At 73.3% G+C, this 13,424-nt stretch carries 14 protein-coding genes, 1 tRNA gene and 1 pseudogene; 3 read left to right on the forward strand and 13 right to left on the reverse strand.

What is annotated here, in order from left to right; all coding sequences use genetic code 11:
• Nucleotides 1-23 precede the first annotated feature (23 nt).
• From ACQ393_RS10020 to ACQ393_RS10050, 7 genes and pseudogenes are all read right to left on the reverse strand, one after another.
• Nucleotides 24-1,085 carry a YihY/virulence factor BrkB family protein gene (locus ACQ393_RS10020; protein ID WP_430646676.1) on the reverse strand — a complete coding sequence of 354 codons (1,062 nt, stop codon included), beginning with the start codon at nucleotides 1,083-1,085 and terminating at the stop codon, nucleotides 24-26.
• A gap of 32 nt (nucleotides 1,086-1,117) precedes the next feature.
• Entirely contained in the window at nucleotides 1,118-2,251 is a 1,134-nt protein-coding gene (locus ACQ393_RS10025; protein ID WP_430646677.1) for an AI-2E family transporter, read from the reverse strand.
• 125 nt (nucleotides 2,252-2,376) lie between these two features.
• Complete coding sequence (locus ACQ393_RS10030; protein ID WP_430646678.1) at nucleotides 2,377-2,592, reverse strand: hypothetical protein; 216 nt, start codon at nucleotides 2,590-2,592, stop codon at nucleotides 2,377-2,379.
• Nucleotides 2,559-3,491 (reverse strand): hypothetical protein, encoded by a 933-nt coding sequence (locus ACQ393_RS10035; protein WP_430646679.1) that lies wholly within the window; start codon nucleotides 3,489-3,491, stop codon nucleotides 2,559-2,561. The genes ACQ393_RS10030 and ACQ393_RS10035 overlap by 34 nt, the downstream gene beginning before the upstream one ends.
• A 516-nt stretch (nucleotides 3,492-4,007) precedes the next feature.
• Nucleotides 4,008-5,667, reverse strand: a pseudogene (locus tag ACQ393_RS10040) (SulP family inorganic anion transporter).
• Nucleotides 5,664-6,095, reverse strand: coding sequence for an ArsR/SmtB family transcription factor (locus tag ACQ393_RS10045; RefSeq protein ID WP_430646680.1), 432 nt, complete (start codon nucleotides 6,093-6,095; stop codon nucleotides 5,664-5,666). Before ACQ393_RS10045 ends, ACQ393_RS10040 begins: the two are co-directional and overlap by 4 nt.
• A 96-nt stretch (nucleotides 6,096-6,191) precedes the next feature.
• Nucleotides 6,192-7,400: a Fic family protein gene (locus tag ACQ393_RS10050; protein ID WP_430646681.1), complete on the reverse strand. Its 1,209-nt coding sequence runs from the start codon at nucleotides 7,398-7,400 to the stop codon at nucleotides 6,192-6,194.
• Nucleotides 7,401-7,607: 207 nt separating this feature from the next.
• Between ACQ393_RS10050 and ACQ393_RS10055 the strand changes: the two genes are divergently transcribed.
• Complete coding sequence (locus ACQ393_RS10055; protein ID WP_430646683.1) at nucleotides 7,608-8,156, forward strand: hypothetical protein; 549 nt, start codon at nucleotides 7,608-7,610, stop codon at nucleotides 8,154-8,156.
• A 4-nt stretch (nucleotides 8,157-8,160) separates the two neighbouring features.
• On the opposite strand, the gene ACQ393_RS10060 is transcribed toward ACQ393_RS10055, so the two are convergent.
• The 5 genes from ACQ393_RS10060 to ACQ393_RS10080 all read right to left on the reverse strand — a co-directional run bounded on the left by ACQ393_RS10060 (nucleotide 8,161) and on the right by ACQ393_RS10080 (nucleotide 11,058).
• Nucleotides 8,161-8,745: a mismatch-specific DNA-glycosylase gene (locus tag ACQ393_RS10060; RefSeq protein WP_430646684.1), complete on the reverse strand. Its 585-nt coding sequence runs from the start codon at nucleotides 8,743-8,745 to the stop codon at nucleotides 8,161-8,163.
• Nucleotides 8,746-8,797: 52 nt separating this feature from the next.
• Entirely contained in the window at nucleotides 8,798-9,634 is an 837-nt protein-coding gene (locus ACQ393_RS10065) for an NUDIX hydrolase (RefSeq protein ID WP_430646685.1), read from the reverse strand.
• Nucleotides 9,635-9,720: 86 nt separating this feature from the next.
• A tRNA-Pro gene (locus ACQ393_RS10070) sits at nucleotides 9,721-9,794 on the reverse strand.
• Nucleotides 9,795-9,928: 134 nt separating this feature from the next.
• Nucleotides 9,929-10,585 (reverse strand): hypothetical protein, encoded by a 657-nt coding sequence (locus tag ACQ393_RS10075; protein WP_430646686.1) that lies wholly within the window; start codon nucleotides 10,583-10,585, stop codon nucleotides 9,929-9,931.
• On the reverse strand, nucleotides 10,582-11,058 hold the full coding sequence (locus ACQ393_RS10080) for a MarR family winged helix-turn-helix transcriptional regulator (RefSeq protein WP_430646687.1): 477 nt from the start codon (nucleotides 11,056-11,058) through the stop codon (nucleotides 10,582-10,584). Before ACQ393_RS10080 ends, ACQ393_RS10075 begins: the two co-directional genes overlap by 4 nt.
• 103 nt (nucleotides 11,059-11,161) lie before the next feature.
• Here ACQ393_RS10080 and ACQ393_RS10085 point away from each other — a divergent pair, with 103 nt between their 5' ends.
• Nucleotides 11,162-11,650, forward strand: a complete 489-nt coding sequence (locus ACQ393_RS10085) for a nitroreductase family deazaflavin-dependent oxidoreductase (RefSeq protein WP_430646688.1) — start codon at nucleotides 11,162-11,164, stop codon at nucleotides 11,648-11,650.
• A 32-nt stretch (nucleotides 11,651-11,682) separates the two neighbouring features.
• Nucleotides 11,683-12,324: an N-acetyltransferase family protein gene (locus ACQ393_RS10090; RefSeq protein ID WP_430646689.1), complete on the forward strand. Its 642-nt coding sequence runs from the start codon at nucleotides 11,683-11,685 to the stop codon at nucleotides 12,322-12,324.
• A 52-nt stretch (nucleotides 12,325-12,376) separates the two neighbouring features.
• Here ACQ393_RS10090 and ACQ393_RS10095 read toward each other — a convergent pair whose 3' ends face one another.
• Nucleotides 12,377-13,345 (reverse strand): CHAD domain-containing protein, encoded by a 969-nt coding sequence (locus ACQ393_RS10095; RefSeq protein WP_430646690.1) that lies wholly within the window; start codon nucleotides 13,343-13,345, stop codon nucleotides 12,377-12,379.
• Nucleotides 13,346-13,424 lie beyond the last annotated feature (79 nt).

Raw genomic sequence — 13,424 nt, forward strand, 5'->3', positions numbered from 1 at the left:
GCGGCCCACGCCGCCGCAGGTGCTCACGGGACGGAGTGCCGGTCGCGCGCGGCGGGGTCGGTGACCCCGGGGAGGGCGTCCCTGGCCGCGGCGACCTCGGCCGCGGCATCCGCTGCCCGTCGTTCGGCGCGCTTCAGGCGTCGCAGCGCCATCGAGGCGGCCCCGTACCGTGCCGCCACCCGGTCCCGCTCCTCCTCGACCCCCGTGATGACATAGGCGCTCGCGAGGAGGACGACCTGGCTCGACAGGTTGAGCCAGATGAGCAACGCGATGATCGAGCCGAACGAGGCCAGCAGCGGGTTGCTCGTCGCGCCGCCGACGAAGAGCCCGGACAGCACCTGGAGCACGGTGAGGCCCGCTCCCCCGATGAGCGCACCGGACCAGAGTGCCCGTGCGCTCGGCCTCAGTCCTGAGAGCAGCCGGAACAGGCCGGCGATCACGACGGTGTCGATCGCGAAGGCGACGGCGACCGAGAACGTCCTCGAGCCGGTGTCTGCGAGCACGCCGCCCAAGGGCCGGCCGAGCCAGTCGACGACGGTGTCGAGGGCGCCGGTGCCGACGACCGTCACGGCCGCGCCGGCGACGAGGAGGCCGCCGAACGCGACGGCGATCGCGAGGTCTCGCAGCAGCTGCCAGAGGAAGAAGCTGTCGTCGTCGGGGCGGCCGGCGAGCTGCCGCAGGGCGATGCGCAGGGAGCGGATGGCGCCGATCGCCGCGCCGACGGCGCCGACCAGCGCGATCGCGCCCGCGATGCTGAGCGTGATCGGCTGGATGAGCGCCTCGGGATCGATCGCGGCGCCCTCGCCGATGAGTCCGGGGATGACGCCGCTGACCGTCGTCACGATCGCGTCGATGGCGTCGGGGTTGCCGGCGAGCCAGATGCCGGCGACCGCGAAGCCGAGGAAGGTGCCCGCGAACACCGAGAACAGCGTCCGGTAGGTGACGCTGTCGGCGAGCATCGCCCCGTGCTGCTCCTGGTACAGCAGGAACGCGCGCGCGGGCTTGGTGCTCAGCACCCACTGCACGAGGCGCGCGATCCTCCCGCGGAGGCCGCCGTTCGCGCTCGCGGTCTGCTGCTCGCCCATGACGTCAGGCTAGCTGCCGCCCCCGGAGGGGGTCAGGGCCTTGACCGGCGTGCCTCGCGTCGGTGCTCGGTCCGCGATTCCCGGTCCGCCTTCCGCTCGGCGGCCATCTCCGCCGCGATGGCCTTCGTCTCGTCGAGGTCCCCGGTCGCGGGCCGCCACCACCTGAGCGACGGGTCCGCATCCAGCAGCACCGTGCGGACGAGGAGGGTGAGCGGCACCGCGAGGATGGCACCGAAGGGGCCGAGCACGAGCGCCCAGAACAGGACCGACACGAACGTGATCGTCTCGCTGAGGCGCACGGCCCCGCCGACCACCTTCGGCTGCACGATCGACTGGACCACCGCGTTCACGACGCCGTAGACCACGATGACCGCGACGACCGTCGGCCAGCCGCCGGAGAGGAAGCCGAACACGAGCGGCGGCACGATCGCGATGAAGTACCCGATGTTCGGGATGAAGCTGCAGATGAACGAGAGCAGACCCCAGAGCAGCGCGCCGGGAACCTGCAGGACGAGCAGCGCGATCCAGTTCAGCGCGCCCTGCGCCACGCCGAGCGCGGTGGTGACCACCATGTACCGGCGCACGTTCGCCGAGTAGGCGACGAGCGCGTCGACGAGCGCCGGGCGCCGCGGTCGGATCTGCCGGAGGATCGCGGGACCGTACGCGGCGTCCATCGCCATCAGGATCAGCAGGGTGAGCACCACGACGAGCGAGAACACGATGCCGGCGACGCCCCCGAGCAGCGCCGAGACCAGTTCGATCGCCCGCGACGGCTCGAGCCCGTCGACGATGACCTGGGCCTGCTCCGAGCCGATGCCGAGGCGCTCCAGCGCATCGCCGAGGGCTGCGGCGGCGGCCTGGAGTTCCGTGGCGTACTGCGGAAGCAGCGTCGTGAACTGCGCGAGCGCGACGATCAGCGCCGTGACGAACCCTGCGAGGATCGCGAAGACGGCGAGGATGGCGCTTCCGGTCGCCAGCCCGCTGGGGACCCCTCGTCGCTCGAGGCCGCGACGGACCGGGTGAGCGCAGATCGTGAGCACCAGGGCGAAGAACACGGGCGTGACCACCGTGCGGGCGGCGGCGAGACCGAAGACGACGACGACCGCCCCCGCGAGGCCGAGCAGGATGGCGACGGCGCGCGGGATCCCGCCCGCCGGCTGGATCACCGCTGCGGCGTCGCCCTCCGTCGGCCGGGGCCCCGTCGGAGCCGACCTGCGACGCCACCAGCCGCGACCCATGGACCCCCCGATCCGCCTCCCGGCGGGGTGCGGGGCGGCGTCTGGTGCGCAGGTTAGCAGTCGCCCGTGGCGGGCGACAGGACCTTGGGCAGCGTTCCCCCGAACGCGAGCACCGCCCGCTCGCGGCGATGGACGCCGGCGAACGAGCGGTGCTCGACGGGGTGCTCCTCCGGCTGCTCACGGCGTTCGAGACGCCGCAGCCGCCAGGTGAGCCGGACCGCGTGCGGTCCGGGGATCAGTACCAGCCGACCGACACGGAGTGCGACCACGCGCCGCACGGCGTGCCGTAGCGACCGGCGATGTAGCCGAGGCCCCAGGTGATCTGGGTGGAGGCGCTCGTCGCCCAGTCGGCGCCGGCGGTCGACATCTTCGACCCGGGCAGGGCCTGCGGGATGCCGTACGCACCGCTCGACGGGTTCTGGGCGTACACGTTCCAGCCCGACTCCTTGTTCCAGAGGTCGACGAGGCACCCGAACTGGTCGGCACCCCAGCCGTACATCGACGCCATGAGGTCGCGGGCGATCGCCTGCGCGCCGCTCGGGTTGGCCGGACCGCTCGGGTAGGACGGCGCGGCGGCGGCGGCCTCCTGCTCGGCGGCGGCAGCGGCCTCGGCGGCGGCCTTCTCGGCGGCGGCCTTCTTCGCCGCGGCCTTCTCGGCTGCGGCCTTCTCGGCGGCCTTCTTGTCGAACTCGGCCACCTTCGCGGTCACCTCGTCGACCTTCTCGGAGGTGAGGCCGGCGAGCTCGAAGACGCGCTCGGGTGCGAGGTAGGTGTAGTCGTCGAGGCTTGCGACCGACGAGGCGAGCTCGGCGGCATCCGCCTTGCCCTTCGCCTTGGCGAGGGTCGCGTCGGCGGCCTTCAGCGTGTCCTCGGCGGTCTTGACGGCGTGCGCCGCGAGCAGGCCGCCGGCCGCGTCGAGCTGGTCGATGCCGCGGTCGGTGCCGGCGGCGATCGCCGCGGTCTCGGCGACGCGCCGCTCCTGGTCTGCGACCGCCGACTGCACGGCGAAGCCCGAGCCGACGAGGGCGCCGACCGTGACGACCGCGCCGGACGCGATCCACGCGGCGCGACGGTTGCGACGGGTGCGACGAACCCGGGCACGCGTGGCGTCGAGGGATTCGTCGGAGGTGGTCAGCGTGGTGCTGGGGGAACTGTTCTGGTTGCGCATAGATCTCACGGGCGACGCGCGAGGTGCTGGCCCCGGGCGTCGCGGTTCTCGTCTCGGTGCTTGGAAAGGGGGGTCGCCGCGGCGAAGTCGCCAGTCTGCACACTGTTCCTCCACGAGTCGTGCCGGTTCCCTGTGAAAGTCATCCGAGGTGTCGACGGAACCTCACGTCCGTGAGAACGGAATCCTCATCGGTCGACGCGGGAGAAATCGGGGTATCCCTGCCACGCGCCGGGGCCGTGGGAGCGGACGAACGCCTGGTGCACGCGCTCGCACGCGCCGCGCAGCGTGGTGGCCCAGCCGAGGAGGCCGCCCTCGAACTCGGCGCGGTACCGGACGTCGCCGTCGACGCGGACGATACTGACCCGGCCGTACTCGCGGCCGAGCGAGTCGACGAGTCGCCACCGCCCCGGTTCGGGTTCGTCGGCGGCGAGGATCGGATGCCAGGTGACCAGTGGTGCTCCCTCCAGAGCGCCCCGGCCGGCGTGCCTCGATCGTACGTCGAGCCGCCCCGGTCCGTCACATCGCGGCGGACGCCCGGTGCACGTGGCTGCGCGCGTGCGCGACCGCGCTCGCGAGGTCGTCGAACAGGTGCTTCTGGTGACGGAGCGAGTCGATGACGCCCACCCGGCGCGCGAGCTCGAGGTGCCGGGCCTGGATCCCCTTCACGAGCACGGTCACGCCGCGTCGCTCCAGCGCCTGGACCAGTTCGGTGATCACCTGCGCCCCGGTCGCATCGAGGATCTGGAGCTGCGACATCCGGATGATGACGACGTCGACGTCGCGCATCGCGCCGACGCGCTCGAGCATGCGCTCGGCCGCGCCGAAGAAGAGGGCGCCCTCGAGCCGGAACAGCGCGACCCGCTCGTCGCCGGCCTCCGCGGGACCGGGCAGCTCCTCGCGATGGACGCCGCTCGATCGGGCGAGCGTCCGCAGCGCGAGGAACGCCGCGACCGCGATGCCCACGAGCACCGCCGTGATGAGGTCGACGCTCACGGTGATGATCGCCGTGGCGACGAACACGACCGCATCCGCGCGGGTCGAACCGACGACCGACCGTACGGTCGCGACGGAGATCATGCGCGTCGCGGTGACCATGAGGACCCCCGCGAGCGCCGCGAGCGGGATCGACGCCACCACCGACGCGCCCACCGCGACGATCGCGGCGAGCAGCGCGGCGTGCACGATGGCCGAGAGCCTCGTGCGCCCGCCCGTGCGCACGTTGACGGCCGTCCGCGCGATGGCTCCGGTCGCCGGCATCCCGCCGAACAGCGCCGACGCGATCGATGCGAGCCCCTGGCCGACGAGCTCGCGATCGGCGTCGTACGGGCCGGTGTCGGAGATGGATGCCGCGACCCGCGCCGACAGGAGCGACTCGATCGCGGCGAGGGCGGCGACCGTCGCCGCCGGCAGGAGCAGGGACGATAGGGTCGCGGGGTCGAACGCGGGCAGCGTCGGCGCCGGGAGGCCGCTCGGCAGCGCCCCGATCGTCGCGACGGGGATCCCGGCCAGCACGACGACCAGCGTGACGACGATGATCGCGACGATCGAGCCGGGGCACGAGCGGGTGGATGCGGGGGGCGACGAGCATGATCGCGGCCACCGTCGCGACGACGGCGAGCGACCACGCCGCATCCGGCCAGGAGGCGCCGAGCACCGCGTCGACCGCGCCGACGACGGCGTTCGCCCCCTCCGTCGCGGGCACGCCGACGGCCGCCGGGACCTGCTGGAGGAAGATGATGACCGCGATCCCGAGGGTGAACCCCTCGATCACCGGCCACGGGATGAACGTCACGGCACGGCCGAGCCGCAGCGCGCCGGCGACCAGGACCATCGCCCCGGCCAGGAGGCCCACGATCGCGAGCGCTCCCGGACCGTGCGTCGCGATGATCGGCGCCAGCACGACGACCATCGCTCCCGTCGGCCCGGAGACCTGCACGTTCGAACCGCCGAACACCGCGGCGACGACGCCCGCGACGATCGCGGTCACGAGCCCGCTCGCGGCGCCCGCGCCGGAGCCGACCCCGAACGCGAGCGCGAGCGGCAGCGCCACGATCCCGACCGTGACGCCGGCGACGAGGTCGCCCTTCCAGGTGCGGCGGAGGTCGCGGTAGTCCGCGACGCCGGGCAACAGCGAGCGGATGCCGCGGGCGGCGCGCTGCGCGGAGGACGCGGTCACGACCGGGCCGCCGTCGCAGTCGCGGCCTCACCGGTCGGCGTGGCCGAGGCATCCGTCGCCGTCGACGGCGTCGGGATGGCGGGCAGGCCCGCCTGCTCGACGAGCTGGCGCTCGGTCGCCTGGAGGATCTCGCCGAGGAGCGCACGGGCGACGCGGAGGAGGTCGGCGACCTGCGGGTAGGCGAGCCGGTACGACACCTGGTTGCCGCGGCGCTCCGCGGTCACGAGCCGGTAGTTGCGGAGTACGGCCAGGTGCTGGGAGAGGTGGGACGCCTCGAGTCCGGTCGCCTCGAGCAGCGCGGCGACCGGGGTCTCCGCGTCGGGCGCGGTCGCGAGCACCTCGAGCACTCGGACGCGCAGCGGGTGCGCGAGGCCCTTGAAGAGGTTGGCCTTGACCTCGTAGAGCGGCCGGCTGGCGTCGGTGAACACGGGGACTCCTCCATGGATTGATGGATCCATCAATCCATTATGCGCTCGCCGGGCTCCGAGACCGCACGCCGTCGATCGCGACGGCCGTGCGGGTGCTCAGTCGCCGGCACGCACGGCCGACGCGATCCGCGCGGCGAGATCGTCGAGCTCGGCGAGCAGGTCGACGACACCCCAGACGCGGTTGCGCTGCCGTGCGGTGACCTGGCGGATGACGCCGTCCTCCTCCAGACGATCGAGCGCGGTGTAGACGCTCGAGAGCGGCGCGCCGGTGAGCTCCTGCGCCTCCTCGGCACCGAGGATCGGGTGCTCGGCGAGCACGTCGAGGAGCTTCGCCGCCGCACTCCCCGCACGCGGCCGCGTGAGCTCGCGCCAATAGGCGGGGAGCTCGGCGAGCCGGTCGGCCGCCTCGCGCGACTCGGTTGCGGCGATGCGCGCGCCGCGCGCGAGGTCGGCCACGAACGCGTCGACGTCGCCGTCGCGATAGCCGTTGACGAGCGCGAAGTACCGGTCGCGCTCGGCGAGCATGGCGGATGCCACGGGCACGACCGTCCGCGACGTGAGCCCGCGCCGGCGGAACACGGCGTTGATCAGGGCGCGCCCGATCCGCCCGTTGCCGTCGGTGAAGGGGTGGATCGACTCGAACTGGGCGTGCACGATGGCGGCCTGAGCGACGGGATCGAGGTCGTCGCGGGCCGCGAACGCGATGAGGTCGTCGAGCAGCGCGCGCACGAGCTCGGGCGGCGGCGGGATGTGCACCGCGCCGATCGGCGAGTGGTCGGATCCGCTGATCCAGTTCTGCACGTCGCGGATGCGCCCGGCGTACCGCGCGTCCATGGGGTCGTCGGCCATGAGGGTGCGGTGCGCGTCGAGCACGTCCTCGAGCCCGATCCGCCCCGCGGTCCCGGCGCGATCGATCATCTGGCCGAGCGCCCGCGTGGCGGCGACCATCGACGAGGCGGACTCGTTCGCGCGAATGCCGGCGACCGCCCTGGCGTAGTCGTCCATGCTCGCGTCCACCTGCTCGATGCGCGATGACGAGACGGACTCGGTGCGCAGGAGGAGCCCGCCGAGCGCGCCGAGCTGCCCCCGCGGATCGGTATCGACCGCGATGACCGCCCGTGCCGCCTCGGCGAGCGCGTTCGCGAGTCGAGGTTCGGGACGGTAGTCGAGGCTCGCGATCATGGGCGGCAGCGAGACCGTGATCTCGCGCAGCATCCGATCGGCTCGCGTGCCGTGTCGGCCCTCCTGCCGCCAGGGCACGGTTCGCGAGCCGTGCGCCGGCCAGGTGGTGCCCGCGTTCGCCAATGTCGCCCCTTTTCGGAGTTCGGTGAGCGTTATTCCGTGTTTTCATCATAACTCGGAATAACACGGGGCCCATTCCGACTTCGGTGTCGTCCGCAACTCCGCTACCTCGGCGCCGGGGCGATCGTCGCGGCGATCATCGCCCTCCCGTTCTTCCTCGCGTGGCCCCGAGAGGCCTGGTGGGCGATCATCGCTCTCGCGCACGCCGTCGTGCTCGCGGCATCCGGCGTCTCGTTCTCCCACTACGCGGTGTGGCTCATGGCGCCGCTCGCGTTGCGCCTCGGTGCGGCCGTCGGGCGCATCCGGCGGGTCCGGGCCCGGTGGATCGTCGCCGGCGGCGCGCTCGCCGTGATCGCACTGATGGCCGTGGGCGATCTCGTGAACGTCGGCCCGCGGCCGGCGGCATCCGTCGTCTCGGACTGGGCGGCCGACCTCGAGTGCGTCGCCGGCATGCCGTCGGTGCTCGTCGTCGTTGACCACGTGGGGGCGAACCTTGAGGCCGGGTGCGCGATGGACGTCGACCCCATGAGCCTCGCGCTGGTGCTGCCCGACGCCGGGAACCTGACCCGCGACCGCTTCCTCGCATCGGAGGAGTGGCGGGAGCGCTGGTGGTCGTACCTCGAGGGCGCCGACGGCGCCGCGCTCGATCCCGACCAGCTCGAGTGGCTCGAGGCGGAGCACCGCGCGGTGCTCGAGCGCGAGTTCGTCGTGGTGGAGCGCGTCGGCGGCGTCGAGCTGTGGAGCCGTCGCGGCGACTGAACTCTCAGCCGCCGATCGGCGGTGCGAGCGGAACACCCGCGGCGCGCGCGGGCTCGGCGTACGCGCGCGCCAGGTCGGCCACGGTCGCGTGCGCGTTGAGCCCGCTCGGATTCGGCACGACCCAGAGCTCGGCGCGCGCGATCCCCTCCTCCTGTCGACCGGCGCGGGCCTTCGGGCGGTCGAAGCCCTGCCGGTACGCGGTCAGCCCGACGATGGCGACGACGAGCGGATCCCACCCGGCGACGTCGCGCTCGAGGCGCTCGGCTCCCTCGCGGAGTTCGCTCCGGTCGAGCTCGTCCGCGCGGGCGGTCGCACGATGCACGAGGTTGGTGATGCCGACGCCGGCGTCGAGGAACATGCGCCGGTCGGCATCGGTCATGCCGTTCGCGAACCCGGGCAGGCGAGGGATGATGCCCGCGGCGCGGAGCGCCGGATAGAAGCGGTTGCCGGGGTGCGCGAAGTGCGTGCCGGTCGCGGCCGTCCAGAGGCCCGGGTTGATTCCGACGAACACGAGCCGCGGGTGCTCGGGCATGAGGTCGCCGACGGTCGCGTCGCGGTACGACTCGAGTTCGGCGCGCGTGAAGCCCATCTCGACGTCCTCTCTCTCCGCTGGACCGCGTCCCCGCTCGCTGCACCTCAGGCTACGACGTGCGAGCGGATGCCTCGGCGCGTCGGCGCACGGAACGGAGCATCCGCAGCGTCGCGGCCCGGTGCAGGCCGAGCCCCATGAGCATGGCGCGGTACGCGGTGCCGCGCCATCCGGGGAAGGTCGCCCTCGTCTCCGCGCGGAGGAGGCCCCGATCCGGGCCGAGCTCATCGACGTGGAAGATCAGCTCGAAGTCGGAGAACCGATGCCGCCCGGCGAGCGCCAGTCGCTGCGGCGGCTCGGCCGCGACGACGTGGAATCCGGGAACGACGGCACCGGGCACGGGCATGGCGGGGCCGCTCGTCGTGACGTCGTCGGCGCCGAGCGCGCGGGCGAACCGAGCGGATGCCGCGTGCGCGACGACCTCGACGAGCGCTCGCCACACCGCGTCGCGGTCGGCCGCCACCTCCGCGACGTGCTCGTCGACGTGCGGGAGCGGGTCGAGGACACCCGCCCGCCGGAGGTGTTCGAGGAGCTGCGTCGTCACGCGTAGTCGCTGGAGTTCGGCGGGCGAGAACCAGCGCGCGTCGGCGGCGTCGTCGGCCGCCGCGAGCGCGCCGCCCAGGACGGTCGCGGCGAAGTCCCGGATCTCGAACTCGCGACCGTCTCCGGTCGGCATGCGCAGGCTCCACAGCTCCCGGCCCACGTCGACGCGCAGCCCGGTCTCCTCCAGAACCTCGCGCGCCGCGCCGTCCGCGAACGTCTCGCCCGGTTCGAGCTGCCCACCCGGGACCGACCACCGGCCGCGCTGCGGCGGCGCACCGCGCCGGACGAGCAGCACGCGGCCCTCGGCATCGGTGATGACCGCCCCCGCGGCCGGCACGACGTCCATGCGATCACGATACGGCGGCGCGCGGCCCCGGAATGCAGAAACCGGCTCCGACCTGTGTCATCCACAGATCGGAGCCGGTTCTTCGGTCGGGCTGACAGGATTTGAACCTGCGACCCCTTGACCCCCAGTCAAGTGCGCTACCAAGCTGCGCCACAGCCCGATGCCCTCAGCGTCTCCGTCGAAGGCAACTCGACCATCATAGCGGCATCCCGAGGGGTGCTCGTGCACGCAGGCGGGCGCACCGGCGTGCCGGCGGGCACCCGCTCGAGCGCACCGGCCGAACCCGAGCGCGCCTCAGATGTGCTGCCGCACCGCGGCCATGAACCCGTCGACATCGTCCACCCAGATCCGCACCTCGTCGACGAACTGCTCGCCGCCCTTGGGCGCCGCGCCCGGCAGTCGCACGAGCGTCGGGCGCTCGAGCTCGATTGCCACGATCGTCTCGTGCTGCATGCGCAGCGACAGCGTGCGCGCGCCATCCGCCTCGGTGATCTTCGGCGTCTTCGGCTCGTCGACGCGCTTCACGCGGGCGACCGAGGCGATGTCGTCCCAAGTGAGCAACACGTCGGTCTCGAGGCCCTCGCGCACCCGGATGCCCTCGGGGCCGACCGTGTGCGGCCGCATGAGGTACGCGGCGAGCAGCCCGAACATCCAGGTGAGGCCCCAGATGCCGGCGATGAGCACGACGACGCGGACGACCGGCCAGCGGTGCACGATCAGGTCGAGGATCGGGATCTCGACGGCCGACAGCACGATGAAGATCCAGAGGATCGTGATGACGGGCGCGTGGTAGCCGAACCCTGCGGCGCCGGGCGCGATAGCCGGCCGCCGCGCGATGAGGCGCCAGATGCTCGCGTAGATGCGCAACTCGAGCTTCAGGGCGCGCAGGGCGAACCCGCCGATGCGACGGGCGACGGATGCCGCGGGCGCGCGGTCGAGGTCGGCGGTCACCGTTCGACTCCGGCCCGAGCGGCGGTCCGGCCGGCCTCCGCCGTCTCGACGAGGTCGCGCAGCCGGTCGGCGACCGCGCCGACGCCGCGCAGGAACGCGTCGCGGTCCGCCGGCTCGACGGCGCCGAGCAGGGTGTCGGAGAGCTCGGCGTGATCGCGCTGCATCTCGTGCATGAGCTCGGCGGCCGACGACGTGAGCGACACGAGCACCGCACGCCGATCGTCGGGGTGCGGCTCGCGCCGCACGTACCCGGAAGCCTCCAGCGCGTCCACGAGCCCGGTGATGTTGCGGGGGCTCACCTCGAGACGGGTGGCGAGCGCGTGCTGGGTCGATGGCCCCGAGTGCACGAGGTCCCAGAGCACGCGCGTGCGCGCCGGGGTGAGCGAGCTGCCGGCGAACTCGCGGGCGAGGTCGCGCTGGAAGAGGTCGCTGATCTCGAGGAGTCGATCGAGCACGGTCACCGGAGCATCCATACCGTGATGATACTTCACTATCACCCAGCTGCACGAATCCTGCGCCGGACCGAGGCTGCGTGCCATCCGCCCGCACTCGGCGCCGCACGCATAGTGTGGCGGGATGGCGATGTCCAAGCCCGGTCCGATGCTCGGCTGGTTCTACCGCGCTCCGTCGGCGCTGTACCGCGCGCGCCTGGGCTGGATCATGGGCGGCCGCTTCCTCATGCTGACGGCTGTCGGCCGCACGTCGGGCATCGCACGACGCACCGTGCTCGAGGTCGTCAAGCGCGAGGCCGCGGTCGGGGCATCCGCTCCCCCGACGCTCTGGGTGGTCGCCAGTCGCGGACCGAAGACGGACTGGTGGCGGAACGCGACCGCGAACCCCGAGGTGCGCGTCGACTGGCGATCGCGGCGGTTCGACGCACGGGCGGTCGACCTCGACGAGGACGCCCGCGTGGACCTGCTCGCCGACTACCAGCGCCGCTACCCGCGCGCCGCGGCCATGCTCGGGACGGCGGCACTCGGCGAGGCGTTCACGGCGGACCCCGACGATCTCCGCCACCTCGCGCAGGACCTCCGCGCCCTGCGCCTCGATCCGAAGCAGGCGTGACGGATGTCGCCGGCTCGCGTTAGCGTCACGGTATGAGCGACGCCGGCGCATCCGCCAACCCACCCGACGCCCCCGACGACGCGGCCTCCGCGGCGCTCCGCGTGGTGTCCGCGTCGTCGGTTCCGTTCGACGACGTGGCGGCCGTCTTCGGCACGCGCGGCGACCCCGCGACGTGCTGGTGCCAGTGGTACAAGCTCCGCGGCTCGGCGTGGGAGTCGGCGACCCGTGACGAGCTCCGGGGCCGGCTCGAGGAGCAGCTCTCCGCGCCGGGCACCGGGCCGGGCATCATCGCCTACGACGGCGACACCCCGGTCGGCTGGTGCGCGGTCGAACCGCGCGACCGGCTCGAGCGGCTCCGGCACAGCCCGGTCGCATCCGCCTCGCCCGACGACGACTTCGACGACCGGTCGATCTGGGCCGTCACCTGCTTCGTCGTGCCTCGCGCGTTCCGCCGCCGCGGCGTGGGGCGTGTGCTCGCGGCAGCCGCCGTCGAGACCGCTCGCGAGCACGGCGCGACGGTGCTCGAGGCCTATGCGGTCGATCCCACGGCACGCGCGAAGCCGCCCGCCGCCGATCTCTTCCCCGGCACCGTGTCGATGTTCGAAGCCGCCGGGTTCCGCGAGGTCGCACGCCCGAAGCCCCACCGAGTGGTCATGCAGCATCCGCTCGGCTGAACACGATCCGGCCGACCCGGCCCGCGTCGCGACGACTCAGTGCCGCCGGTGCTCAGTGCCGCCGGTGCGCGTGCCAGGCGGCCGCCGCCTTCGTGAGCTCGTCGGCGGCGTCCGAGAGCTTCGCCAGGTGTCCCGCGGCGCGCGCGTCGGCATCGTCGGCGAGGCGGTGCAGCACCTCGGCCGGGTCGCCCGCATGTGCGGCGTGCGCGGCCGCGCGGCGCAGGTGCTCCGCGAACAGCAGCTCGTCGCGGTGATCGCCGAGCACGTCGTGGATGTCGTCGCCGGCATCGGCCAGCGCGGCTGCACGTTCGCCGAACAGCTCCACCGGCGGCTCGGTGACCGCCTCGGCGGCGTAGCGGAGCCGGCGCGACGCCTTGCGGAGCTCGTGCAGGTCGTCGAGCGACGGCTCGCCGGGCAGGCGGCGCGCACGTCGGGCAGCCCGCTTCGCCTCGCGATCGAGCAGCTTGCCGAGCTCGATCGCCGCGTCGTCGGCGGCCCTCCCGGTGAACGGCGGCTCGGCGAGCACCCGGTCGAGCTCCTCGAGCCGCTCGACGGCCCGAGGCAACTCCTGGCGCTCGACGAACCGGGCGTGCGCGCGATCGTGCGCGACCTGCTCGTCGTCGACCAGGATCCCGCGGATCCGGTCGCGCTCGGCCTCGGAGGCGAACCTTCCCGCCTCCTCCGCTTCGGCGATCGCGGCGTCCGCGACCTGCACGCGCACCTCGAGGTCGCGGACGGTGCCGAGCTCGTGCCCGAGTTCGCGCAGGCGTCGGCGGAGCCCCGTGACGACCGCCTCGTCGAGCACCGGGCCGTACGCGGCGAGGACGCTGCGCAGCCGGCGGACGTTCGTCCTGAGCTGGTGGAGCGCATCGGGCTCGTCGGCGAGCGCCGCGGGGAGGAACTCGCGGAACCGATCGCGGACGACGACGAGCGCTGCGATGACGATCGTTCCGGCTTCTGCATCGGCAGCGGCGCCGGCTCCGTCGCCGTCGGCCGCGGGTTCGTCGTCTCCAGGCGCCACGTGACCATCGTCGAGGCGCCGCACCCGCGCGTCAACGGCCGAACGACCCTTCCGGCCGCGCCACCGCGCGAGCGAGGAT

This window comes from Agromyces sp. GXS1127 (genome assembly GCF_050565425.1).
In the GTDB taxonomy this organism is placed as follows: Bacteria; Actinomycetota; Actinomycetes; order Actinomycetales; family Microbacteriaceae; genus Agromyces.

What these genes read in the sequence shown, in the direction of transcription:
- ACQ393_RS10020 (WP_430646676.1), bottom strand. Translation starts at nt 1,085, where the DNA reads ATGGGCGAGCAGCAGACCGCGAGCGCGAACGGCGGCCTCCGCGGGAGG.
- ACQ393_RS10035 (WP_430646679.1), bottom strand. Translation starts at nt 3,491, where the DNA reads ATGCGCAACCAGAACAGTTCCCCCAGCACCACGCTGACCACCTCCGAC.
- ACQ393_RS10060 (WP_430646684.1), bottom strand. Translation starts at nt 8,745, where the DNA reads ATGGGCTTCACGCGCGCCGAACTCGAGTCGTACCGCGACGCGACCGTC.
- ACQ393_RS10065 (WP_430646685.1), bottom strand. Translation starts at nt 9,634, where the DNA reads ATGGACGTCGTGCCGGCCGCGGGGGCGGTCATCACCGATGCCGAGGGC.
- ACQ393_RS10080 (WP_430646687.1), bottom strand. Translation starts at nt 11,058, where the DNA reads ATGGATGCTCCGGTGACCGTGCTCGATCGACTCCTCGAGATCAGCGAC.
- ACQ393_RS10085 (WP_430646688.1), top strand. Translation starts at nt 11,162, where the DNA reads ATGGCGATGTCCAAGCCCGGTCCGATGCTCGGCTGGTTCTACCGCGCT.
- ACQ393_RS10090 (WP_430646689.1), top strand. Translation starts at nt 11,683, where the DNA reads ATGAGCGACGCCGGCGCATCCGCCAACCCACCCGACGCCCCCGACGAC.